The sequence below is a fragment of the Actinomadura sp. NTSP31 genome (assembly GCF_041951385.1).
In the GTDB taxonomy this organism is placed as follows: domain Bacteria; phylum Actinomycetota; class Actinomycetes; order Streptosporangiales; family Streptosporangiaceae; genus Spirillospora; species Spirillospora napierensis.
This window is the reverse complement of sequence record NZ_JBGNUT010000039.1, coordinates 74,762-98,347: the sequence shown is the minus strand read 5'-3', so window position 1 is coordinate 98,347 and position 23,586 is coordinate 74,762. Positions and strand designations below refer to the sequence as shown.

19 protein-coding genes are annotated in these 23,586 nt (G+C 74.4%); 8 read left to right on the top strand and 11 right to left on the bottom strand.

The features are described 5' to 3' along the window. Positions 1–130 precede the first annotated feature (130 nt). On the bottom strand, positions 131–937 hold the full coding sequence (locus ACA514_RS42725; protein ID WP_375047187.1) for a hypothetical protein: 807 nt from the start codon (positions 935–937) through the stop codon (positions 131–133). Between the two features lie 10 nt (positions 938–947). Then, positions 948–1,244 carry a DUF4193 domain-containing protein gene (locus ACA514_RS42720; protein ID WP_117404125.1) on the bottom strand — a complete coding sequence of 99 codons (297 nt, stop codon included), beginning with the start codon at positions 1,242–1,244 and terminating at the stop codon, positions 948–950. A 521-nt stretch (positions 1,245–1,765) separates the two neighbouring features. Between ACA514_RS42720 and ACA514_RS42715 the strand changes: the two genes are divergently transcribed. Both ACA514_RS42715 and ACA514_RS42710 read left to right on the top strand, forming a co-directional pair. Next, positions 1,766–3,475: a serine/threonine-protein kinase gene (locus tag ACA514_RS42715; RefSeq protein ID WP_375047186.1), complete on the top strand. Its 1,710-nt coding sequence runs from the start codon at positions 1,766–1,768 to the stop codon at positions 3,473–3,475. Between the two features lie 2 nt (positions 3,476–3,477). Then, positions 3,478–6,294 carry an ABC transporter substrate-binding protein gene (locus ACA514_RS42710; RefSeq protein ID WP_375047185.1) on the top strand — a complete coding sequence of 939 codons (2,817 nt, stop codon included), beginning with the start codon at positions 3,478–3,480 and terminating at the stop codon, positions 6,292–6,294. Between the two features lie 13 nt (positions 6,295–6,307). Here ACA514_RS42710 and ACA514_RS42705 read toward each other — a convergent pair whose 3' ends face one another. After that, positions 6,308–7,606, bottom strand: a complete 1,299-nt coding sequence (locus ACA514_RS42705) for a sensor histidine kinase (protein WP_375047184.1) — start codon at positions 7,604–7,606, stop codon at positions 6,308–6,310. Beyond that, a complete protein-coding gene (locus tag ACA514_RS42700) occupies positions 7,603–8,256 on the bottom strand; it encodes a response regulator transcription factor (protein WP_344277143.1) in 654 nt (217 codons plus the stop codon). The genes ACA514_RS42705 and ACA514_RS42700 overlap by 4 nt, the downstream gene beginning before the upstream one ends. 210 nt (positions 8,257–8,466) lie before the next feature. On the opposite strand from ACA514_RS42700, the gene ACA514_RS42695 reads away from it, so the two are divergent. Beyond that, entirely contained in the window at positions 8,467–8,643 is a 177-nt protein-coding gene (locus ACA514_RS42695; RefSeq protein ID WP_173095336.1) for a hypothetical protein, read from the top strand. Between the two features lie 109 nt (positions 8,644–8,752). Here the strand turns inward: ACA514_RS42695 and ACA514_RS42690 are convergent, their stop codons facing one another. The 3 genes from ACA514_RS42690 to ACA514_RS42680 form a co-directional block, all read right to left on the bottom strand. Continuing rightward, positions 8,753–9,616 (bottom strand): inositol monophosphatase family protein, encoded by an 864-nt coding sequence (locus ACA514_RS42690; RefSeq protein WP_375047183.1) that lies wholly within the window; start codon positions 9,614–9,616, stop codon positions 8,753–8,755. Next, positions 9,613–10,521: a ferrochelatase gene (locus ACA514_RS42685; RefSeq protein ID WP_375047182.1), complete on the bottom strand. Its 909-nt coding sequence runs from the start codon at positions 10,519–10,521 to the stop codon at positions 9,613–9,615. The genes ACA514_RS42690 and ACA514_RS42685 overlap by 4 nt, the downstream gene beginning before the upstream one ends. A gap of 112 nt (positions 10,522–10,633) precedes the next feature. After that, positions 10,634–11,914, bottom strand: a complete 1,281-nt coding sequence (locus ACA514_RS42680) for a lytic transglycosylase domain-containing protein (protein WP_375047181.1) — start codon at positions 11,912–11,914, stop codon at positions 10,634–10,636. 139 nt (positions 11,915–12,053) lie between these two features. Here ACA514_RS42680 and ACA514_RS42675 point away from each other — a divergent pair, with 139 nt between their 5' ends. Then, positions 12,054–13,265, top strand: a complete 1,212-nt coding sequence (locus tag ACA514_RS42675; protein ID WP_375047180.1) for an MFS transporter — start codon at positions 12,054–12,056, stop codon at positions 13,263–13,265. A gap of 9 nt (positions 13,266–13,274) precedes the next feature. Continuing rightward, positions 13,275–14,585, top strand: a complete 1,311-nt coding sequence (locus tag ACA514_RS42670) for a D-arabinono-1,4-lactone oxidase (protein WP_375047179.1) — start codon at positions 13,275–13,277, stop codon at positions 14,583–14,585. Positions 14,586–14,597: 12 nt separating this feature from the next. Here the strand turns inward: ACA514_RS42670 and ACA514_RS42665 are convergent, their stop codons facing one another. Beyond that, positions 14,598–15,527, bottom strand: coding sequence for a hypothetical protein (locus tag ACA514_RS42665; protein ID WP_375047178.1), 930 nt, complete (start codon positions 15,525–15,527; stop codon positions 14,598–14,600). 421 nt (positions 15,528–15,948) lie between these two features. On the opposite strand from ACA514_RS42665, the gene sepH reads away from it, so the two are divergent. Beyond that, positions 15,949–18,168: a septation protein SepH gene (gene sepH / locus ACA514_RS42660; protein ID WP_375047177.1), complete on the top strand. Its 2,220-nt coding sequence runs from the start codon at positions 15,949–15,951 to the stop codon at positions 18,166–18,168. Positions 18,169–18,227: 59 nt separating this feature from the next. On the opposite strand, the gene ACA514_RS42655 is transcribed toward sepH, so the two are convergent. Together ACA514_RS42655 and ACA514_RS42650 are read right to left on the bottom strand one after the other, a co-directional pair. After that, positions 18,228–19,733 (bottom strand): PH domain-containing protein, encoded by a 1,506-nt coding sequence (locus ACA514_RS42655; protein ID WP_375047176.1) that lies wholly within the window; start codon positions 19,731–19,733, stop codon positions 18,228–18,230. Next, positions 19,730–20,290: a PH domain-containing protein gene (locus ACA514_RS42650; protein ID WP_375047175.1), complete on the bottom strand. Its 561-nt coding sequence runs from the start codon at positions 20,288–20,290 to the stop codon at positions 19,730–19,732. Before ACA514_RS42650 ends, ACA514_RS42655 begins: the two co-directional genes overlap by 4 nt. Before the next feature lie 106 nt (positions 20,291–20,396). Here ACA514_RS42650 and ACA514_RS42645 point away from each other — a divergent pair, with 106 nt between their 5' ends. Both ACA514_RS42645 and ACA514_RS42640 read left to right on the top strand, forming a co-directional pair. After that, positions 20,397–21,389, top strand: a complete 993-nt coding sequence (locus ACA514_RS42645; RefSeq protein WP_375047174.1) for an ATP-binding cassette domain-containing protein — start codon at positions 20,397–20,399, stop codon at positions 21,387–21,389. Beyond that, positions 21,386–22,195 carry an ABC transporter permease gene (locus ACA514_RS42640; RefSeq protein WP_375047173.1) on the top strand — a complete coding sequence of 270 codons (810 nt, stop codon included), beginning with the start codon at positions 21,386–21,388 and terminating at the stop codon, positions 22,193–22,195. Before ACA514_RS42645 ends, ACA514_RS42640 begins: the two co-directional genes overlap by 4 nt. On the opposite strand, the gene ACA514_RS42635 is transcribed toward ACA514_RS42640, so the two are convergent. Further along, positions 22,179–23,510, bottom strand: a complete 1,332-nt coding sequence (locus ACA514_RS42635) for an MFS transporter (protein ID WP_375047172.1) — start codon at positions 23,508–23,510, stop codon at positions 22,179–22,181. The genes ACA514_RS42640 and ACA514_RS42635 overlap by 17 nt on opposite strands. Positions 23,511–23,586 lie beyond the last annotated feature (76 nt).

The following is a 23,586-nucleotide window of genomic DNA, read 5'->3' as shown; positions in this document are numbered from 1 at the left end:
GTCCCGGACAAGTCGGGACCGGCCACGACGCCGTTCGGGCGCGGGATGGAGTGCGGCGCGGTCCGGGGGCGGGGCCGCCGGGAGCGAGGCCCCTGGGCCGCGGTCGCGATGGATCGGCGGTCGGGAGGAGTCAGCGGGGAGGGCCGCCCGGGAGCGGCGGCGGGGAGGGCGCGGTGCCGCGCAGGTCCTGCCGGACCTTGGCCGCCAGCGCCCGCGTCGCGGCCCGGTTGAGCGCGGCGCCCGCGGCGGCGCCGGTCAGCAGCGGACCCATCGTCGTCATGTGGCGGCCGAACGTCCGCATCATCCGTTTTCGGAGCGTCGCCTTCGCCGCCGAGCCGAGCGCGCTGGTGAACGTGCCGCCCTCCAGCGGGTTGACGCCCCGCTGGCGGGCCCACGCGGTGACGAACGCCGCGCCGCGCGCGGTGCCCGTCCCCTGCACGCGGACCCCGTACACCTCGTGCAGCTCCGCGATCATCTTCACCTCGATCGCCGCGACCACCAGCGTCTCCGCCGCGATCTGGGCGGGGGCCGTCAGCAGCAGCGGCGGGGCGGCGAACTCCACCGCGGCCAGCGCGCCGCCGGCCGCGCCGACCCCGGTGGTGGCGTGGCCCGCCACCCGGACCACGTTGTCGGCGAGGTCCTCGCCCGCCAGCCCGTGGTGATGGCGGCTCAGCGTCTCCAGATCGCGGATCGGGATGTGCGGGGCCGCCTCGACCAGCAGGTCGGCCAGCAGGCGGCCGCGCGCGATCCCCGCGGCGCCGGCCCGGCGGGCCCCCTGGCCGAGCAGCCGGGCGAGCCGGCCGAGCAGCCGCCCGCGGGTCTCGCGGTCCATCTCGTCGTCGCCGGCGAGCCTGCCGATCAGCTCGCCGAGCTCGGTGGAGCCGCCGCCGGGCGCCGGCTCCACATCGTCGCGGCGTCGTTCGAGGTCACCCGCCATGCCGTGGCACTCAGGCCGCGCACTCGCGGCAGACCGGCTGGCCGTTCTTCTCGGTGGCCAGCTGGCTGCGGTGGTGCACCAGGAAGCAGCGGGTGCAGGTGAACTCGTCGGCCTGCCGGGGCACCACCCGGAAGGTCAGTTCCTCGTTGGACAGGTCGGCGCCGGGCAGCTCGGCGACCTCACCGGCGTCCAGGTCCTCGTCGATGATGCTCGCGGCCTTGTCGGCGCGCCGGGCCTGGAGCTCCTGGAGGCTGTCCTCGCTCAGGTCGTCGTCTGTCTTGCGTGGGCTGTCGTAGTCGGTCGCCATCTTCTATCTCCATCCCCCTCAGTGCTTTATGCGCCCCGTCGCGCGGAACTAACGCTCGGGGGACCGTTCTTGTGCCCGATCCGGGCGGGAAATTCTGTCACGTTTGGTGAGCTGTGACACACGAGGCGCGACCGGTCCCACGGGTGACGCCGATCACCCGTTTCCCGTCCTCGCGATGTGTCGTCCCTCACACGCCCGGCCGGCGCTCCGGCGTGCTCCCGAAGGGCCGGTGGCGCCCGCCGGGGGTACCCGCGGCGGCGGGGAGCATATCGGTCCCGGGAGCGTTGCGCGCGCCGACCGGCCCGCGGCGCGCGGGACGGCCCGAACCGGCTGGTCGGCCGCTGAACCAGAAGCTTCGGTGAAACGTCTGAACTAACGCGATATCGTGCCCGCCTGAGGCCGGGGGGACGAGCCCGCGCGGGTCCGCCCGCGCGAGCCCGGGCCCCGCGGGGAACCGCGGCCTCGGACGGGCCCGGGCGCATCATGTCGCGGGACATCACTGCGGGTCACTGGAGGATCAGATGCCGGATGCCGCTCCGCTGGAGCCGGGCGATCCCAGGGCGCTGGGTCAGTTCGAGGTCGTCGGCCGGCTCGGCGCCGGAGGGCAGGGCGCGGTCTTCCTCGGCCGGGCGCCGGGCGGCGAGTACGTCGCCGTCAAGCTGCTGCACGCGCAGATGGCCAACGACCCGGCGGCGCGCGCCCGGTTCACCCGGGAGGTGGCGGCGGCCCAGAAGGTGGAGCCGTTCTGCACCGCGCGGGTGCTCGAGGCCGACGTGCACGGCGACCAGCCGTACGTCGTCAGCGAGTTCATCGACGGCCCGTCGCTGCACGACGTGGTCGCGCACAACGGCCCGCTCGGCGCCGCCGAGCTGGAGCGGCTGGCGATCGGCACCGTGACGGCCCTCGCGGCCATCCACGAGGCCGGGATCGTGCACCGCGACTTCAAGCCCAACAACGTGATGCTGGCCTCCGACGGCCCGCGCGTGGTCGACTTCGGCATCGCCCGGACGGTCAACTCGCAAGAGAGCGCCGTCACCGCCACCGGCATGGTGGTCGGCACGCCCGGCTACCTGGCGCCCGAGCAGCTGACCGGCGCGCCGCTGACGCCCGCGGTCGACATCTTCGCCTGGGGCGCGACGATGGTGTTCGCGGCCACCGGGCAGTCGCCGTTCGAGGCCGACACGCTGCCGGTCATCATCAACCGCATCCTCAACGAGGACCCGGACCTGTCGGCGCTGCCGCCGGGGCCGGTGCGCGACCTGGTCGCCCGCTGCCTGTCCAAGGACGCGGGGCTGCGCCCGCCGGCGCCGCAGCTGCTGCTGAACCTGCTCGGCGCCGTCGGCGCCGCGCCGTCGAACCCGGCCGCCGGGCAGGAGGACCTGCTCAACCAGGGCACCCGGATCGCCGCGCAGATGCCGGCGCCGCCGCGGGTGCCGCCCGCGCCGCGCCCGCAGCCGCCGCAGCAGTCGATCACCCCGCCGCCGATGCCGCTGCACCAGGGCGGCATGCAGGGCGGCGGGATGCAGGGCGGCATGGGCGGGCCGGCGACGCCGCCCCCGCAGCCGATCACGCCGCCGCCCATGCCGATGTACCAGGGCGGCATGCAGCCCCCGCCGCCGAACATGCCGATAGGGCAGCGGCCTCCCATGCAACCGCCGATGCAGCCGCCGCCCCCGCCGACGTACGGGCCGCCGTCCGGCAAGTCGAGCTCGCCGGGGCCGGCCATCGCGATCGGCTGCGGCGTGCTGGCGCTGATCGTGCTCATCGGGGTCGTGGTGCTCGTCGTCATCGCGGCCAACAGCGACGACGACGCCGGGCCCAGCCCGACGTCGACCTCGATCTACACGCCGCCGACCGACGACGAGACCCCGACCACCTCGGCCAGGGGCGGGCTGGTCGGGGTCTGGGACGGCACCGGCTACCAGCCGGGCGCCCCGTCCGGCCACCAGAACTTCACGGCGAAGTTCGCGCTGGTGTACACCTACGGCACCGCGACGTACGACTACAACGGCGCGCAGCCCACCTGCTACACCAAGCTGTCCCTGCTGTCGGGCGATGAGAGCAGCAGCATGGTCGAGTACCAGGAGACGCCCATGGCGGGCCAGGAGAGGTCGAACTGCGCGCCGGGGTACGTCCGCTTCGTGGCCCCGGGCGGCAGCACGATGCGGTGGGAGTGGCGCGAGAACCGCAGCGATCCGACCGCGTCGGCGTCCGGGACCGTGCACAACTGATCATGGCCGACATCCGCCCGCTCCGTCCGGGCGATCCGGAGCGCCTGGGCGGCTACCGGCTGACGGGCCTGCTCGGCGAGGGCGGGCAGGGCGCGGTCTACCTCGCCGAGGACGAGCCGGGCCACCGGGTCGCGGTGAAGCTGCTGCACGCGCGCTTCAGCGCCGATCCGAAGGCCCGGTCGCGGTTCGCCGCCGAGGTCGCGGTGGCGCAGCGCGTCTCCGCGTTCTGCACCGCCCGCATCCTGGACTCCGACGTCGAGGGCGACCGGCCCTACATCGTCAGCGAGTACATCGACGGCCCGTCGCTGTCGGCGGCGCTGGCCGCGGGCGGCCCGCTGCGCGGCGCGGACCTGGACCGGCTCGCGATCGGCACGATGACCGCGCTGGCCGCCATCCACCAGGCCGGGATCGTGCACCGCGACTTCAAGCCGGCGAACGTGCTGCTCGCCGAGGACGGCCCGCGGGTGATCGACTTCGGCATCGCCCGCGCGCTGGACGCGACGGGCACGCTGTCCAGCACCGCCGTCGGGACGCCCGCCTACATGGCGCCCGAGCAGATCTCCGGGGCGCCGGTCGGGCCCGCCGCCGACGTGTTCGCCTGGGGCGCCACGATGGCGTTCGCCGCGACCGGCCGGGCCGCCTTCGGGCAGGACTCCATCCCGGCGGTGATGCACCGCATCCTCAACATGGCGCCGGACCTCGGCATGACGCCCGAGCCGCTGCGCGGCGTCGTGGCGGGCTGCCTCAGCAAGGACCCGGCGCTGCGGCCGGCCTCGCAGCAGGCCCTGGCGATGCTGCTGACGCTGGCGGGCAACCCGCCGAAGCCCGGCGGCGGGACCGGCGACCCGGCCGACGAGATGCTGAGCCGGGGCGCCGAGACGGCCGCGGCGGACTCGGCGCGGCTCCAGGCGGCGCCGTCGCCGCTGAGCGTCCGGCAGCCGCTGACGCCCGGGCCGCACGACTCGCATCCGCGCTTCGCGCCGGCCCCTCAGGCGCCCGTCCCGCAGCCGCCCCCGCCGGCCCCCATGCCGCAGGGCGTCCCGATGCCGGGCCCGCAGGCGCCGGGCGGGCCGTGGTCGGGGCCGTCCGCCTACGCCGGGCCGTCGACCTGGCCGTCCGGGCCGCAGGCCCCGCCCGCGCCCGGGGTCGACATGACGAAGCCGCCCCGCCCCGGGTCGCGCAGGCGGATCGGCGTCCTCGCCGGCGCGGGCGGCGCCGCCCTCGTCGCGCTCGCGGTCATCGCCACCGTCATCGTCGTCAACATGGACGGCGGCGGCGACCCCGATCCGGAGCCGCCCATCGGACGGGTCGGCGGGACGCTGCAGATGTCGGTGTCGGACGTCGGCACCGACCAGGGCGTGATCGACCCGTCGCACAGCTACAGCGGCACCGAGCGGTTCCTCGGCAAGCAGCTGTTCACCGGGCTCACCGAGACCGGGCCCGACGGCACGCGGCACGACCGGCTCGCCACCGCCATCAAACCGGACGCCACCTGCACGAACTGGACGATCACCATCCGGGGCGGGACGACCTTCAGCAACGGCGAGCCGGTGGACGCGGCGGCGTTCGCGCGCGGCTGGGCGCGCAGCGCCGCGACCGCGACCGGCGCGGGCCCGGTCCTCATGTCCGACATCGCCGGGTACTCCGAGGTCTCCACGGGGAAGGCGGACGCGCTGTCCGGCGTCCAGGCGGCCGGCGACGGCCTGACCGTGCGGCTGACCTCGTCGAGCTGCGACTTCCCCGACCGCCTCGCCGACCCGGTCTTCGCGCCCGTCCCGCGCTCGGCGGGGGCGTCGGCCAACAACACCTACAACTTGAACCCCGTCGGCAACGGGCCGTTCAAGGTCCAGACGTACAGCAAGGGCAAGAGCGTCGTCCTCGTCCGCAACGACCGGTGGGCCTTCGGCGCGACCAAGCTCGACGGCGTCCAGGTCGACCTCACCGCGGATGCGGCCCAGGGGCGCTCCGCGTTCACCGCGGGCAGGGCCGGGTGGGCGTCGCTGCGCGGCTCCGACCTCGCCGCCGCGCGCGGGACGAGCGGGCTGGTCACGAAGACGCTGCCGTTCACCCGGATGCTCGTCCCGATCACCGCGCGCGGGCCGATGGCGTCCAAGGAGGCCAGGCTCGCGGTGTCCTACGCGCTGGACCGGCGGCAGCTGGCCTCGGTGTGGGGCCCGGCCGACCAGCCGGCGCACGGGATCGTCCCGCCCTCGCTCTCCGGTTTCGGCGCGCCGGGCGCCTGCGCGTCGTGCGACGCGCCCGACCCGGCCAAGGCGAAGGAGCTCGCGGAGCAGGCCGGCCTGCGGCCGGGCACGACCGTCCGGCTGTACCTCCAGCAGTCCGCCACGAACCAGCCGGCGGCCGAGGCCGTCGTCCAGCAGCTAAGGTCGGTGCTCGGCTGGAAGGTCGAGACGAAGCTGACGCCGATCGCCGACTTCACCAAGTTCCGCAGCACCGTCGTGGCGGACGACGCCTCCGGGCTGGTCCTGTTCGCGTGGGGCCCCGACTACCCGGCGCCCTACTCGATGCTGTGGCCGCTGCTGGGCGGCACCATCGTCGCGACCCCGAAGAACGACTACTACAACCTGTCCGGCTGGAAGAACCAGGGCTTCGACGACCTGATCTCCAACGCGGTCCGCACCTCCTCCGCGCCCGCCCGCACCGACCTGTACAAGCGGGCCGAGAGGACGGCGCTGGACGACATGGCGCTGGTCCCGCTCGTCTACGACGGCGGCGGCGCGCTGGTCAGCGGCAAGTACGTGAACCTGGGCATGGACTACGACGGCGATCCGACGGTGGCGTCCGCCGCGCTGAAGTAGCGGCCGGGGGCCGTCAGCCCGGCTGGAGCCGGACGGTGACGATCAGCCCGCCGCCCGGGCGCGGCACCGCGTACACGGCGCCGCGGTGCGCCAGCACCACCGAGCGGACGATCGACAGCCCGAGGCCCGCGCCCTTGGCCGACTCGACCCGGTCGGAGTTCAGCCGCCGGAACGGCTCGAAGAGCCGCTCGACCTCGTAGGCGGGCACGACCGGGCCGGTGTTCTCGACCTGCACGGTGGCGTAGCCGTCGAGCAGCCCGGTGCGGATCCACAGCTCGCCGCCGTCGGCCTCGTTGTGCTTGATCGCGTTGTCGACGAGGTTGGACACCAGGTGCTCCAGCAGCACCGGGTCGCCCAGCGCCGTCCCGGACGTCAGCTCCGGGTGCACGGCCACGTCGTTGTCGTGGTCGCGGCGCGCGGCGTGCTCCAGCACCGTCGCGGCGACCTCGGCGAGGTCGACGGGGTTGCGGGTGGTCAGCTCGCGCTCGCTGCGGGCGAGCAGCAGCAGGCCCTCGATGAGCCGCTCGTGCCGGGCGTTGGTGGCCAGCAGCGTCCGGCCGACGGTGCGCAGGTCGTCGGACGCCTCGGGGTCGCCGAGCGCCACCTCCAGCAGCGTCCGGTTGATCGCGAGCGGCGTGCGCAGCTCGTGCGAGGCGTTCGCGACGAACCGGCGCTGGGAGTCGAAGGCCTGCCCGAGCCGCTCCAGCATCGCGTCGAAGGTGTCGGCCAGCTCCTTGATCTCGTCGTCGGGGCCCTCCAGCGCGATCCGCTCGTGCAGGGTGCTCTCCGACAGCCGGCGGGCCGTCGCGGTGACCCGCTGCAGCGGGCTGAGCGCCCGGTCGGCGACGAACCAGCCGAGCACCAGGGTGATCACCCCGACCCCGGCCAGCGCCATCAGCGACCGGCCGACGAGCTGCTTCATCGTCTGCTCGACGAACTGGTGCTGCAGCTCCACCGCCTGCTCGTCGGAGATGAAGCCGAGCCCGATCACCTTGACGTTGCCGAGGATGTTGGCGACCAGCACCGACATCACGAACAGCAGCAGCGCGCCGGCCATGAAGAACAGCAGCCCGTACAGCAGGGTGAGCCGCAGCCGGACGCTCATCCGGCCGGGCAGCTTCGTCAGCTCGCCGAACGACGCGCCGCCCTCGGCCCGCCACCCGCCCCGGCCGCCCTGCTCGGGGCCGGGGACCTGCTGCGGGCCGGGCCGCCGCCACCGGCCGGGGCGCGCGGGCCGCTCGTCCGGCCCGGTCTGGTCGGTGCCGGGGGCCTGCTCGGCCTCGTGGTCCTGGGGTCCGGATTCGGTCGTCACAGGCGGTATCCCACTCCGGGCACGGTCTCGATCACCGGGGGGTCGCCGAGCTTCTTGCGCAGGGTCATCATGGTGACGCGGACCACGTTGGTGAACGGGTCGATGTGCTCGTCCCAGGCCTTCTCCAGCAGCTGCTCGGAGCTGACGACGGCGCCGTCCGCGCTGAGCAGCACCTCCAGCACCGCGAACTCCTTGCGGGTCAGCTCCACCGGATGCGCGTCGCGGGTCACCTCGCGGCGGGCCGGGTCGAGCGCGATCCCCGCGCGTTCCAGCACCGGCGGCAGCGGCGCCGCGGCCCGCCGGCCGAGCGCCCGCACCCGGGCGATCAGCTCGGCGAACGCGAACGGCTTGGCCAGGTAGTCGTCGGCGCCGATGGACAGGCCCTCGACCCGGTCGTCCAGCTCGCCGGCGGCGGTCAGCATGATGATCCGCGCCGGGTAGCGCTGCGCCACCAGCTGCTTGCACACGTCGTCGCCGTGCACCCGCGGCAGGTCGCGGTCCAGGACGATCACGTCGTACTCGTTCACCTGGGCGCGCTCCAGCGCGCCGGCGCCGTCGTAGGCCACGTCCACGGCCAGCGCCTCGCGGCGCAGGCCGGTCGCGATCGCGTCGGCGAGCACCCGCTCGTCCTCGACGACTAGAACACGCACTCTGCGTCCCCTTCCGGTCGGGGCGCGGTCCGCCCCGTGGTCCCAGATATGCCACGGAAGTCGTAAGACGCCCGTAAACACCCGTTCAAGGTGGCGTTCGCCGCGCCGCGTTAACTGGCGGCGTAAGGATCCGCGAAAATTGCACCGGCGAACAAGGTTTACCTTCAGCCTACGGCTGGGTAGGCATGGGCACGATCCGGGAGGAGGCCCATGGGCGAGTTGTCACGCACGATCAAGCAGCGACTCGACGACGCGTACGCGTCGCTGCGCAGCGCCCACGCGGAAGGCGACACCTACCTGGCGGACATCCGCCAGGAGGAGATCAACGAACTGCGCCGGATCGCAGCGAACAACGACATCGGCGTCGAACCACCCCGCTGCGACTGAGACGCCCGACGCGCGGAGCCCGGGACGCCCATGTCCCGGGCTCTTCTCGTCCGCCCGGCCGGTCCCCGGGCTCGTCCGGCGGGGCCGGTTCCCGGGCTCGTCCGGCCGGCTAGTCCCTGAGGGGGTCGAGGGGCGCCAGGAGCGCGTGCAGCGCCTCGAAGGTGCCCGGCCCGGCCGCCATGGTCAGCTCCGGCCCCGGCGCGGCGCCGTGCAGCCCCTCGACGCGCCCGCCCGCCTCCTGCACGATCAGCGCGCCGGCGCCGATGTCCCACGCCTGGACGCCCCGCTCGTAGTAGGCGTCGAGGCGCCCGGCGGCCAGCGAGCACAGGTCCACGCAGCACGACCCGCCGCGCCGGATGTCCCGGACGGCCGGCAGCACCCCGGTGAGCACCCGCGCCTGCGCGGCGCGCCGTCCGGCGTCGTAGCCGAACCCCGTCGCGACCAGGGCCTGGCTCAGCGGCACCCGCTCGGTCACCCGCAGCTCGCGGGTCCCGGACGCGGTGTGCAGCAGCGCGCCGCCGCCCCGGAAGGCCGTGTACGACTCGCCGCGCCGCGGCATCTCCACCGCGCCCGCGACCGCGGCGCCGTCCACCTCGGCGGCGATGCTGACCGCCCAGTCCGGCAGGTCGTAGAGGTAGTTGACGGTCCCGTCGATGGGGTCGATCACCCACCGGACGCCGCTGCCGCCGCCGTGCTCGCCGCCCTCCTCGCCGAGGAAGGCGTCGTCCGGGCGGGCCGCCCGGATCCGCTCGATGATCAGCGCTTCGGCGGCGCGGTCCATCTGGGTGACGACGTCGGTCGGCGACGACTTGGTCTGCACCACGTCCGGGCCGCCCGCCGGGCGCTTGTCGACCAGCATCCGGCCCGCCTCCCGGGCCGTCGCGGCGGCCAGCTCCAGCAGGTCCTCCGGCAGACTCGCTCGGGTCTCCCGAGGGGGGACGACCCCCCGCGCCCCCCGGTTCGCTTCGCTCATTCTTTCTCCTCCATCAGCTGGCGCGGCAGCGCGGCGAAGCGCGGGTCGCTGCCGGGCGTCGCGGCGCGGACGAACGCGATGCCCAGCTCGGCGGCGCGTCCGGCCGCCTCCACGTCGAGGTCGTACTTGACCTCCATGTGGTCGGAGACGAACCCGACCGGCACGGCCGCCACCGCGCGGACCCCCTCGCCGGCGAGCTTCTCCAGGTGGTCGGTGATCTGCGGCTCCAGCCACGGCTGCGACGGCGGGCCGCTGCGGCTCTGGTAGACGAGATCCCACGGCGTTCCGGGGGCAGCCCGGTCCGCGAGCGCGCGCGACGCCTGCTCCAGCTCCGCGACGTACAGGTCGCGGTTCGGCTGGGACAGCGGGACGCTGTGCGCGGTGAACAGCAGCCGCGCGCCGTCCGGCAGCCGGCCGAGCGCGTCCCGCGCCGCGTCCGCGAACGGGTCGAGGAAGCCGGGCCGGTCCCAGTAGACGGGCAGCTTGTCGATCTCGGGGGCGCCGGGGACCTCCTCGCGCGCCCGCGCGATGTCCTGGAGGTACTGGTCGTTGGTGGAGTAGCCGCTGTAGGCGGACGTGACGAACGCCGCCGCGTGCCGGATCCCGTCGTCCCTCATCTGCCGGACGGTGTCGGCCAGGTACGGTGTCCAGTTCCGGTTGCCCCAGTACACGGGCAGGTCCACGCCGTGGGCGGCGAAGTCGGCCTCGATCGCGGCCTTCAGCTCCCGGCACAGCCGGTTGATCGGGCTGACCCCGCCGAACAGGTGGTAGTGCTCCCCCACCTTCTCCAGCCGTGCGCGCGGGATGTCGCGGCCGCGGGTGACGTTCTCCAGGAACGGGATCACGTCCTCGGGGCCCTCCGGCCCCCCGAAGGACAGCAGAAGCAACGCGTCATGGGACGTCATGCCCTCCATCCAACCAGCCCGTTCCCGGTGCCCCGCCACGGGCGGAGCACCGGGCCTTCGCGTCGCCATCGCGCCGACGGGACGGCCTCCGGGTGAGGACCGAGCCGACCGGTCAGCGGTAGCGGGCCGCGTACGCCCGGGCGAGGTTGAGGACCTTCTGGACGTACCAGTCGGCGTGGTTGTAGTGCCAGACCGCCTGGTACAGCTGCTGCCCGCCCCTGCCGGCGCCGTTGGCGCACAGGTACTTCGCCGCGCCCGGGATGGCGTCGTAGGGGTTCATGATGTCGGCCTTGCCGTCCCGGTCGCCGTCCACCCCGTAGACCTTCCAGGTGGCCGGCATGAACTGCATCGGGCCGAGCGCGCCGGCGCTGGAGCGCCCGGCGTTGCGCCCGTGGTCGCTCTCCACCTGGCCGATCGCGGCGAGCACCGTCCACGACAGGCCCGGGCAGGCGGTGGCGGCCTGCTTGTACAGGTCGAGGTAGCTCGTCGCCTTCCCGCCGGTGCCGGACGACTGGTACTTGGCGTCGTGCAGGTTCACCACGTTCGAGTGCGCGCCGAGGATCCTGCGGACCGCCTTGACGACCTTGGCGGGGCTCACCCCGGGCGCGTTCACCAGCAGCGCGACGTTCGGGACGAGGCCCATCTGCGTCCCGGACCTCTTGCTGACCAGCATGTTGATCCCGGGCAGGCCGAGCTCGCCGGAGCCGCCCATGGTCAGCTTCGGGACCGTCCGGCCGACCACCGGGTACTCGTAGCCGCGGGTCAGCTGCAGCTGCTCGGCGGCCTCCGGCGAGACCACGAACCGGTCGGCGGCGAGCGCCGCCCACAGGTCGGTCTTCTTCGCCGTGCCGGGCGGCGTCCAGGAGCGGAACGAGGACGGGTCGACCGCGAACGCGTTCACCTGCCGGCCCTGGAGCTGGACGGCCCCGCCGGCGACCGCGACCACGTCGCGGACCTTCGCCAGCTTCGCGATCTTGGCGATCTTTGTGGCGGAGATGGACCCGGGCTCGGCGGCGAGCACGTCCGGCGGGACGACGCGGCGCAGCGGGGCGACCTGCCCGCCGTCGACGACCTTCACCGGGTCGCCCGCGCCCGCGCTCGGCGGCGGGTCGCCGTGCGGCCCGCCGGAGGAGCCCGCGGACGTGGAGTCGTCCGTGGTCAGCGCCGCGTAGACCCCCGCGGACGTGCTGGCGACGGCGAGCACGGCGATGGTCGCGATGAGCAGCGGCAGGCTCCGCCGCGGGCCGCCCGGCGCCGGGTCCCGGCCGGCGGCGCGCACCGGCCGGCCCTGGCGCTGCTTCTTCTGCGGCCGCTGCCGGGGCGGGCGCCCGGCCGGCGCGGGGGCGGCCGGCGCCCCGTCCGCGGCCGCGCGCGGTGCTGATGGAGGAGCCACAACATTTCCCAACGAGTGTCGCTACGGGTGAGTTACACGTCTTGGCACTTCTTTCCCCCAGGTAACGTGATCATGGGGCTGAAGTCGAACGACGGGTGCCGGGGGGCGCCCCTCCTCCCGGTCGGGAGGGGAGTCGCGGATGTCCGGCCCGTACCGGGAGCTGCTGTCGGTTCCCGGCGCCCGGCCCTTCGTCGCCGCCGGGTTCGTCGGCCGCATGTCGATGTCCATGGTGGGGATCGGCATCGTCCTTCTCGTGTCCGCGGTTACCGGATCGTACGGTATCGCCGGATCCGTGACGGCGACCCTGTCCCTCTCCTACGCGGTCGGCGCCCCGCTCAGCGCCCGGTACGCCGACCGGTACGGGCAGCGCCGCGTCCTGCTTCCGCTGGTGGCGGCGAACACCGCGAGCTTCGCCGTGCTGATCGGCTTCGCGCTGGCCGGGCTGCCGGTGTGGACGCTGTTCCCCGCCGCGGCGGCCGCCGGGCTGACGCAGGTGTCGCTGGGCGCGTGGGTGCGGGCGCGGTGGTCGAACGTGCTGCGCGACTGCCCCGCCCGGCTGCACACCGCGTTCTCGTTCGAGTCCGTCGTGGACGAGAGCATCTTCGTCGCCGGGCCGCTGGTCGTCACGGCGCTGGCCACCGGGGTGCACCCGGCGGCGGGCCTCGGGGCGGCCGTCGCCTGCACGCTGACCGGCTGCCTGGCGCTCGCTGCGCAGCGCGGCACCGAACCGCCGCCCCGCCCGCGCGCCCCCGGGACGCGCGGCGGGGTGTTCCGCAATCCCGGCGTCGTCGTGATCACGCCGGTGTTCCTGGCGCTCGGCATGGTGTTCGGCGCGATCGACGTCAGCGGCGTCGCGTTCGCCCAGGAGAAGGGGCACAAGGCCCTCGCCGGCCTGCTGCTCGGCTGCTACGCGCTCGGCAGCGGCACCGCGGCGCTCTGGTACGGGGCGCGGCACTGGCGGCGCCCGCTCGCCCGGCGCTTCCTCGCCGGCCTCGGCCTGCTGACGGCCGGGCTCGTCCCGCCCGTCCTGGTCGGGAACCTGTGGCTGATGATGGCCGTGGTCTTCTTCTCCGGCCTGGCGATCTCGCCGACGATCATCCCCGGCTACGGGCTGGTGGAGCGGCTCGTCCCGCCGCACCAGCTGACCGAGGGGCTCGCGCTCGTCTCCACGTCCGTCGGGGTGGGGGTGGCGGCCGGGTCGTCGCTGTCGGGACGGGTCGTGGACGCGGCCGGCTCGCACGCGGCGTTCCTGGTCCCGCTGGGGTCGGCGGCGGCGGCCGCGCTGGTCGGGCTGGCCGGGGCGCGCGCCCTGAGTAAACGTGAACTTTCCTCACGATCGATTGCCGAGTAGAGTCGGCGCATGTCACCCGTGACCCACCGCAAGTGGCAGAACTGGGCGGGAAACCAGCAGGCCACACCGCATCGCGTCGCGACCCCGGGCAGCACCGCCGAGGTCGCCGCGGCGGTCCGGTCCGCCGCGTCCGACGGGCTCACCGTCCGGATGACCGGCACCGGCCACTCCTTCACCGGCGCCGCCGTCGCCGAGGGCGTGCTGCTGCGCCCGGACTCGCTCACCGCCGTCCGCTCCGTCGACACCGCCACCGGGCTGGCCACCGTCGAGGCCGGACTGCCGCTGCACGTGTTCAACCGCGTCCTCGCCGAGCACGGCCTGGCCCTGGCCAACATGGGCGACATCCAGGAGCAGACCGTCGCCGGCGCCCTGCAGACCGCCACCCACGGCACCGGACGCGACGCCGCCGGCCTGGCCTCCCAGGTCGCCGCGCTCGAACTCGTCCTCGCCGACGGCTCGGTCGTCACCTGCTCGCGCGACGAGCGGCCCGAGCTGTTCGACGCCGCCCGCGCCGGCCTCGGCGCCCTCGGCGTCGTCACCGCCGTCACCTGGCGGACCGTCCCGATCTTCCTCCTGCGCGCGCGGGAGGAACCGATGAAATGGGACCAGGTCCTCGCCCGCGTCGACGAGTTCGACCACGCCAACGAGCACTTCGAGTTCTACTGGTTCCCGCACACCGAAGGCTGCCTCACCAAGCGCAACAACCGCGCCGACGGCCCGGCCGAACCGCTGCCGAGGTTCAAGCACTGGCTGGACGACGAGTTCCTGTCCAACACCGTCTTCGGCGCCGTCAACCGGCTCACCCACCTGGCCCCGGCCGCCACGCCCTTCGTCAACGGCATCTCCGCCAAGGCGCTCGGCGCCCGCACCTACACCGACACCTCCTACAAGGTGTTCACCAGCCCGCGCACCGTCCGCTTCAAGGAGCAGGAGTACGCGATCCCGCGCGAGGAGCTCGTCCCCGCGCTGCGCGAACTGCGCTCCCTGTTCGCCCGCAAGGACTGGCGGATCAGCTTCCCGATCGAGGTGCGGCTGCTCCCCGAGGAGGACGCCTGGCTGTCGATGGCCCACGGCCGCCGCACCGCCTTCATCGCCGTCCACGTCTACTACAAGGACCGGCACCAGGAGTACTTCCGCGGCGTCGAGGACCTCCTGACGGCCCTCGACGGCCGCCCGCACTGGGGCAAGCTCCACACCCGCGACGCCACCTACCTGGAGAAGGTCTACCCCCGCTTCGGCGACTTCCAGAAGCTGCGCGACGACCTCGACCCCGACCGCCGCTTCGCCAACCCCTACACCCGCCAGGTCTTCGGAGACTGACCCGCGGCCCTCTTACGGGGTCGTGCCGGCGTTGGGGTCGGCGTTGTTCTGGTCGTTCTTCTGACCGTCGTTCCCGCCGTCCGAGGACGTCGTCGGCTGCGGGGTGTTCGGCGTGCTCGGCGTGCTGGGGGCCGAGGACGTCGGCGCGGTCGGCTCGGTCGGCCTGTGCGTCGTCGCGGGCGGCGTGGTGGTGGGCGTGCCGGTCGAGGTCGTCTCACCGGACGAGCTGGGGGTCGGCGTGCCGCTGGGCCCGGTGGAGTGCCCCGACGGCGACGGCGACTCCGGCGTCTGCTGCGAGCCGCCGCCACCGCCGCCGGTCAGCGCCTTGCTGATGGTGGTGCCGCTGCCCGAATTCTTGCCGATGGGCGAGCCGGTGGTCGCCTCGTAGAGGGTGATGCCGCCGATCACGATCGCGAAGATCGCCGCGGACGACACCACGAGCTTCGTCCAGTGCTGCTTGGCCCACTCGACGGTGCCGTCCAGCGCGGAGCGGCGGACGACCTCCCGCAGCGCGTCCGGGCCGGCCGCCGCGGCGAGCGTGTCCGCGACCGTCTCGGCCGGGGTGCGGTCCAGACGGGTGGCGTTCGGGTCACCGCCGCCGGGCAGGTGCAGGTCGAGCCGCGTCGCGTTCGGGTCCCCGCCGCCGGGCCACACCACGGTCCGGGTCGGGTCGGCGCTCATCGCCTCCGCCGCGGCCTGGTCCGCCGCGTCCCGCCGGCTCACCGCCGCCTGGAGGTGCGTCAGGTCCTTGATCTGGGTGCGGCCCCGGTCGAGGTAGTGCTTGAAGACCGCCGAACCGGCCGTCGACATGACGCTCATCAGCGCGGCACCGATGATCGTCCCGTAGACCCCCAGGTAGGACGCCCCCACGGCGGCGACCAGCGTGGCCACCCCGCTGGCGATGAGCTGCGTCGTGCTGACATCCGGCAGCTTGCGCTGCATCGACCCTTTCACCCCTGTCTGTTCGCCCGAATCCCCCGGAAACGAAACTAATCGGAAGATCCGAGTGTTCCTGCCACAGACGTGACGCTCCTAACCTCAAGGAGGTGGAGCGCTCCGCCGGGCTCAGGCACAGTGTGGAAAAGGATGCACAAGAATCCGGCAGGGCGGCCACGGCCGCGCCTCCGCACCGGCAAGCTAGGTCAGGTGCCCTCTTCGGCCTCGTGAAGAGGGCTTCGAGAGCGGCGATGTTCGGACATGCCGGGTACGGTGCTGGCAGCAGGTGTGTCCGGAAGAGAGACTCGGGAACCCGGGGGAAGGGCACGCATGCGCCCTCGGCGGGCAACGGGCGACCGGCCGGTGAGACCGCGGCCGGACGGTCCGGCGCCCTCCGTGCCGTCAGGACAGGGCAGGAAGGACACGCATGCAGGAGCTGCGCCTCGTCGCGGTCAGCGAGGACGGTACGTACCTCGTCCTGGCCACCGCGGGCCGAGGCACCCGGTTCACCCTGCCCGTCGACGACCGGCTCCGCGCCGCGGTCCGTGGGCACTTCTCCCGCCTCGGCCAGTTCGAGATCGAAGTGGAGAGTCCCTTGCGTCCCAAGGAGATCCAGGCCCGCATCCGGTCCGGCGAGACGGCGGAGGAGATCGCCGAATCGGCGGGGATCCCGGTCGAACGCATCCGCTGGTTCGAGGGCCCGGTCCTGCAGGAACGCGAGTACATGGCCCAGCAGGCGCAGCGCGTCGCCGTGCGCCGCCCCGGCGAGACCACCCTCGGCCCGCCGCTCGGCGAGACCGTCGAGGAGCGGCTCGGCCGCGGCGGCGTCGACCTCGAGGAGGTCGAGTGGGACTCCTGGAAGTGCGAGGACTCCACCTGGCGGGTCCGGCTGTCGTTCTTCGACAACGGACGCCCGCACGCCGCCGAGTGGTCCTTCGACCCGCGCCGCCGGCACGTCTCGCCCCTGGACGAGATCGCCGCGCGGCTCACCGCCGTCGAATGGGACGACGAGGCCCTGTCCGACACCGTTACCCCGCTCGTGCCGCGCCGCCCCGCGATGAAGGTCGTGCAGAACGACCGGCCCCCGAGCGACAGGGACGTCTCCGCGCGCGGCCTGCCCGCCGAGCCGGAGCAGCCCGCCGCGCCCGGTCCGCTGCGGCCCGCCGAGGCGCCGCAGTACATCGTCGAGCGGGGCCGCATGGTCGACCCGCGCCCCGCCTTCCGCGACGCGCCCGCCGAGGGCTCGCCGCTGCGCGAGGCGTCCCGTCCGCTCGCCTCGGACGGCCCCCGCGAGGCCCCTCGCCTGCGTGAGGCCCCCGCCCGTCCGGCCGACGCACGGCCGCGCGACGACCGCTCCTCCCGCGAGGACGAGCTCCGCCCGCCGCGCCCCCGCCAGGAGCAGCCGCAGGCCGCGGCGCAGCGCCCCGCCGACGCGGACCGGCGCGAAGAGGCCGAGGCCCGCGCGGACACGCGGTTCCAGGACGCCCGTCCGCAGAATGCGGGCGAAAAGGCACAGCCGCGCGAGAGCCTGGCGTCCAGCGAGCAGACCCGAGCCCGCGAGGATGCCCAAGCCCGCGAGGACGCCCAGGCGCGCGACAAAGCCGCTCGCGAGGACGCCCGGACCCGCGAAGACGCCCGTGCGCGCGACGAAGCCGCCCGCGAAGACGCTAGGGCGCGTGAGGACGCTCGGGCGCGGGACGAAGCCGCCCGCGAAGACGCCCAGGCACGTGAGGACGCCGCTCGCGAAGACGCCCGCACCCGCGAGGACGCTCGGGCGCGCGACGAAGCGGCCCGCGAGGATGCCCGGGCGCGTGACGAAGCGGCCCGCGAGGACGCCCGCACCCGCGAAGACGCTCGTGCGCGCGACGAAGCGGCCCGTGAAGAAGCCCAGGCGCGTGAGGAAGCCGCTCGCGAGGAAGCCGCTCGTGAGGACGCGCGTCCGGGTCGCGAAGCGCCCGAGGAAGCGGCGGCCGAGGAGGCCGCGCGCGAAGAAGAGGCGCAGGCCGAGGACGAGCAGCGGCACGCCGCGGAGAGCCCGAGCGCCCGCGAGGGCGAGGACGAGCCCCGCCTCGAGAGCGCACGGCACGAGAGCACGCCGCGTCCCGCCGATGGCGAGCGGTCGAGCGAAGTCGCGCAGGCGGCTGAAGACGAGCGTTCTGGGGAGGACGTGCGGACGTCCGGCGAGGGCGAGTCTCAGCGGGCCGACGCCGGCGCGCCTGCCGGGCGGGAGGCGGCGCCGTCGCGTGACGAGGCGGACGAGAGCGCCCGCAGGGACGCTCCGGCGCCGGAGACCTCCGCCGAGGACGCGGACGCGGAGGCTCCCGAGGACGACCGGGCCGCCTCGGAGCGCGAGGCGCGGACGGCGGCCGCGCAGGCGCCGGAGGAGAAGGCCGCGCCGCCGAAGCCGGCTCCGCAGCATCCGGCGCGGCGGGAGCCGTCCCGTCCGCCGGCGAAGAAGAAGCCGGCCCGGCCCCCCATGCCCGCCGCCGCGCCGGACAAGCCGGTCACCGCTCCCCCGGCCCCGGCCGCCCCGGCGGCGGAGGCGCCGGAGCGGCGGCCCGCGCGGCCCCGGCGCAAGTCCAAGGGCAAGCGCGCGTCCGTGCCGTCCTGGGACGAGATCATGTTCGGCGCCCGCCGCCCCGAGTGAGACCCGCCGGCACGGCGGTCATGCGTCCCGCATGACCGCCGTGTTCCGCGTTCGGCGGCTCAGCCGGCGTCCCGCGCGAGGTGCGAGGCCGGGGCCGGACGCTCGATGAACGGCTCGAGCCATTCGGGGGTGATGGCGGCGGCGAACGCCACGGCGTCGGACTCGGCCATGTCCGTCGCGGAGTAGCCGCCGTCGCCGGCGCCGGTCGCGACGAACAGGGTGGCGAGGCCGAGGCGGCGCTGGAAGAGGGTGCGGCGGACGCGCCAGCCGATGACGGCGCCGTGTTCCACGACGACCTGGCGGCGGCGCAGCGACCCGGAGCGGACGGTCAGGCGCTCGCCGTCGGTGCCGTGCCCGAGCTGGCGGTAGCGGTCGAGGCCGAGCGGGACGGCGAGGACGGCCAGCGCGGCGCAGGCGTAGGCGACCCACGGCTGGCCGGCCAGGACGGCGAGCGCGGCGACGCCGGCGGGGGGCGCGACGGCGCGGGCGACGCGGCGGCCGCGCGCGGCGCGGGGGTGGGCGGCCAGCGGGCCGGGGACCGGGCCGAGGACCCGGGACGCGAGGTCCTCGGCGGCGGACCTGGGCGCGGCGGGCAGCAGCCGGCCGCGGTGCGCGGCGTCGCCGAGGCCGGTGATGAGGGCGCCGAGGCGGACGATGCCGGCGCGCCGTTCGAGCGGGTTGTCCGACAGCTCGACGCCGCGCAGCCGGCGGCGTTCGAGGGACACCGCGCGGCGGGTGAGCAGGCCGCGCTCGACGAGGATCGACCCGTCCCGCTGGTGCACGGTGAAGTCCCAGTTGAACAGCGCGAAGACGATCACCGACATGACCGGCATGGCCAGGAGCAGCAGGACGAGGAGCACGACGGCGAGGACGGGGGCCGCGCCGGCGACGTCGTGCCCGACGGTCTCGACGCGCTGCCGGGTGATGAGGCCGAGGTCGTCGCTCAGGTTGTAGAGGGTGCCGAGCACGCTGCCCGCCAGCGCGAACGGGGTGAGCAGGTAGGCGCCGCTGAGCGGGGCGTACAGGTACCAGCGGGGCGCCAGCCGGGCGAGGACGCGGCGGGGCGGGCGCAGTTCGGCCGACGGCCGGGCGAGCAGCACCCGGCGCAGCCGCTCGGCCTCCCGGCGGGAGACGGCGTTGAGGGTGCCCTCGCCGCCTTCGGCGCCGGCGTCGATGTGCACGACCGCGATGCCGAGCAGCCGGTGCGGGAGGGACGTGCTGACGTCGACGCCGCGGATCCGGTCGCGCGGGATGCTCTTGACGGACCGTCCGAGCAGGACGCGGCGCAGTTCGATGCGGTCGTCGTGCAGGACGTAGCTGAAGGTGGCCCAGCCGGCGACGTGGAACACCAGCCCGAACGCGAGCCCGGCGAGGGTGAAGTAGAAGGCGATGGACACGCCGCCGACCAGCAGCCCGGTGGCGCCCGCGGCGAGCAGCGCGACCAGTTCCCGGACGGCGCCGACGACGAAGGTGAGCGGGTGCAGGCGCCGGCGGTGCGGTGCGGCGGCGGGGTGCGGCGGGGGCCCCGCGGCGGCGGACCCCCCGGTCCCGGTCCGGACGCTCACGTCGCGTCGTCGCGCAGGTCGTGCGCGCGGTGCGCGAGCTGCTCGGCCAGCCGGGTCGCCACGGCCAGGGGCAGGCCGGAGACCTCGGAGGAGCCGGTGTGCGAGGCGGTGTTGACCTTGATGGTGGCCAGTCCCAGCAGCCGTTCGATCCAGCCCTGCTCGGTGTCGACGGTCTGGATCCGGCCGACCGGCACCAGCAGCCATTCGCGGCTGAACCACCCGGTGCGGGTGTAGACGACGTCGGCGCTGACCTCCCAGCGGTGCACCCGGTACCGCCAGACCGGCGCGGCGGTGACGATGAGCAGCCCGGCGGTCCCGATGATGTAGGGCAGCCAGCCGACGCGGCCGGTCAGCCAGCCGGGCATGCCGCTCCATCCGGCGTCGCCGAGCCAGGCGGCGACGCCGAGCGCGAGGCCGAACGCCAGGCCCCACAGCAGGAAGTACTCGATGGCCCAGTGCGCGACGGCGCGCGGGGAGACCCGGTTCGCGGGCGGCCGCAGGCGCGGCGGGTGCGACCCCCCGCCGTCCTTGTGGTGGCTGCGCCGCACCGACGTCACATCGCGAGTTTAGAACGTCCGGAGAAATCGACGGTGTACCAGCGTTTTGTCAGTAGCGGCTGGGAGAGTGGCCGGACGTGCGGCGGACCGAGTCCTAGGAGATCACATGTCCCACGCGATCCAGGCCGAGGGCCTGGTGAAGCGGTTCGGTGAGACCAGGGCGCTGGCCGGCGTCTCTCTCACCGCCGAGCCCGGCACGGTGCTGGGCATGCTCGGCCCGAACGGCGCCGGGAAGACGACGGCGACGCGGATCCTGGCCACGCTGATCGAGCCGACCGAGGGCAGTGCCCGGGTCGGCGGGTTCGACGTGGTGAAGGACGCGCACAAGGTGCGGCAGCTGATCGGCCTGACCGGGCAGTACGCCGGGGTCGACGAGATGCTCACCGGCACCGAGAACCTGATCCTGATCGGCCGGCTGCTCGGCATGCCGCGCCGGGCGTCGCGGGCGCGGGCGGCCGAGCTGCTGGAGCGGTTCCACCTCTCCGACGCCGCGGAGCGCGCCGCCAAGACCTACTCGGGCGGGATGCGCCGCCGCCTCGACCTGGCGGCGAGCCTGGTCGGCCGGCCGCAGATCCTGTTCCTGGACGAGCCGACCACGGGCCTCGACCCGCGCAGCCGCAACGGCCTGTGGGACATCGTCCGCGGGCTGACCGACGACGGCGTCACCGTGCTGCTGACCACGCAGTACCTGGAGGAGGCCGACCAGCTCGCCGACGACATCGTGGTGATCGACCGCGGCCAGGTGATCGCGCACGGCACGTCGGACATGCTGAAAGCGCAGGTCGGCGGGCAGGTGCTGGAGCTGAGGCCGATCCGGGCGTCCGACGGCGACGCCGCCGCGCGGATCGTCGCGGACCTCACCGAATCGGAGCCGGAGATCCGGGACGGGCTGGTGTCCGCGCCGATCACCGATCCGTCGCTGATGCCCGCGGTCGTGCGGCGGCTCGACGACGCGGGCGTCGCGGTCGGCGAGCTGTCGCTGCGCAAGTCCAGCCTGGACGAGGTGTTCTTCGCCCTCACCGGCCACCACACCGACGACATCGACGCGGAGGCCGGCGAGCTGGAGCAGGCCGCCGACAGGGAAGGGGCGTCGGCATGACGACCGCCGCGTTCGCACCGCAGGACCTGGCCAAGCGGGTGTCGCCGGGCATCGCCGTCCGCAACACGCTGACGCTGGCCTGGCGCAACCTGGTCCAGATCAAGCACAACCCGATGGAGCTGCTGGACCTGTCCATCCAGCCCATCATGTTCGTGCTGCTGTTCGCCTACGTGTTCGGGCCGGCGATGGCCGGCAGCGTGCACGCCTACCTGCCGATCGTCATCCCGGGGATCATCGCGCAGAACGCGCTGTTCGCCGGGATGAGCACCGGTTTCGGGTTGAACACCGACATCACCAAGGGGGTGTTCGACCGGTTCCGGAGCCTGCCGATCTCGCGTGCGGCGCCCCTCGCGGGCCGGATCATGGCCGACACCGTCAAGCAGGCGTGGTCGATGCTGATCCTGCTGGCGGTGGGGTTCGCGATCGGGTTCCGGGTGCACACCAGTGTGCTGTCGGTTCTCCTGGCGTTCCTGCTGCTGCTCACGTTCGCGATGCTGTTCTCGTGGACGTCGGTGTTCATCGCGATGAAGGTGAACGAGCCGGAGAAGGTGCAGATCTTCGGCTTCGTGGTGATCTTCCCGCTGAGCTTCCTGAGCACGGCGTTCATCCCGACGACCAAGGGCATCCCCGGCTGGCTGGCGTTCTGCATGGACAACAGCCCGGTGACGCAGCTGGTCGCGTCGATGCGCGGGCTGCTGGTCGGCGGCCCCGTCCTGGAGCACGCCTGGATCGCGCTGGCCTGGGGCGTCGGCATCTCGCTCGTCTTCGCTCCGCTCTCGCTGCGCGCCTTCAAGAAGCGCGCCTGAGGGTGGTGAAGGCGAGGGCCGCCGCGGCGAGGCCGGTGATCGCGGCGGCGAGGTAGACGCGGTCCAGGCCGGCGGCGGCGTCGTGCGGGGAGTGCTGGAACAGGACGCCCAGGGCGGCGACGCCGAGGGTCTGGCCGAGCTGGCGGAACGTGGTCATCGCGCCGGCGGCCGTCCCGCGCCGCTCCGGCGGGGCCGCCGTCATGACGGCGGCGCCCATCGCGGGGATCATCAGGCCGACGCCCGCGCCGGTCACGACCAGCCCGAACGTGATCGAGGACGCGCCGGAGCCGGCGTCCAGGTGCGCCTGCAATGCGCAGCCGATGCCGCTGAGCAGCAGTCCGCCGCCGACGGCGACGCGCGGCGGGACGTGGCGCCCGCTCAGCGTGGAGGCCGCGAAGGTCGCCAGCGCCATCGGCATCAGCGCGAGGCCGGCGCGGACGGGCCCGAGACCGACCGACGACTGGAGCCAGACCGAGGTGTAGATCAGGCAGGCGAACGCGGCCGACGAGGCGAGCACGCAGACCATGACGGCGGCGAACGCGGGCTCGCGGAACGGCCGGAGGTCGAGCAGCGGATGCCGGCGGCGCGGTTCGAGGGCGACGAACGCGGCCAGTGCGGCGAGCGCGGCGGCCAGCCCGGCGAGCACCGGGGCCGCGTCCCAGCCGTCGGTGCCGGCCCGGGTCAGCGCGGCGGTGAGGGCGCCCGCGCAGACGGCGAACAGCGCCATGCCGGGCAGGTCGAGCGGGACGGGCCGCGCGGCCCGGTCGCCGCGCCCGATCGCCTTCACCGTCAGCGCGATGGTGGCGAGGGCGACCGGAAGGTTCACCAGGAAGATCGCGCGCCAGCCGAGCCAGCCGGTCAGGGCGCCGCCGAGCATCGGCCCGGCCGCGCCGCCGAGCCCGCTGACGGCGCCCCACACGCCCATCGCCGTCCGCATCTCGGGCCCCTGGTAGACGGCGCCGATCAGGGAGAACGCGGTGACGGCCATGGCGGCGCCGCCGATCCCCTGGACGGCGCGGGCGGCGATGAGGGCCGCCGCGTCCGGGGCGAGCGCGCAGCCCGCCGACGCCGCCGCGAAGATCGCCAGCCCGGCGAGGTAGGCGGCGCGGTGCCCGTGCCGGTCGGCGAGCGAGCCCGCCGGGAGCATCAGCACGGCGAGGACGAGGGTGTAGACGTTGGCGACCCACTGCAGGCCGGACAGGGAGGTGTGCAGGCCGCCGGCGACGCTGGGCAGCGCCACCGCGACGATCGTGGTGTCGACGATGAACATGAACGAGCCCAGGCAGACCGCGACGAGCGGCGACCATCGGCGCATCGGACTCTCCTTTCGCTGGAAGGCCTGCACAGCGTCGCCATCGCCAGCGCATGTCCGCCAACCACGGAACAGATCC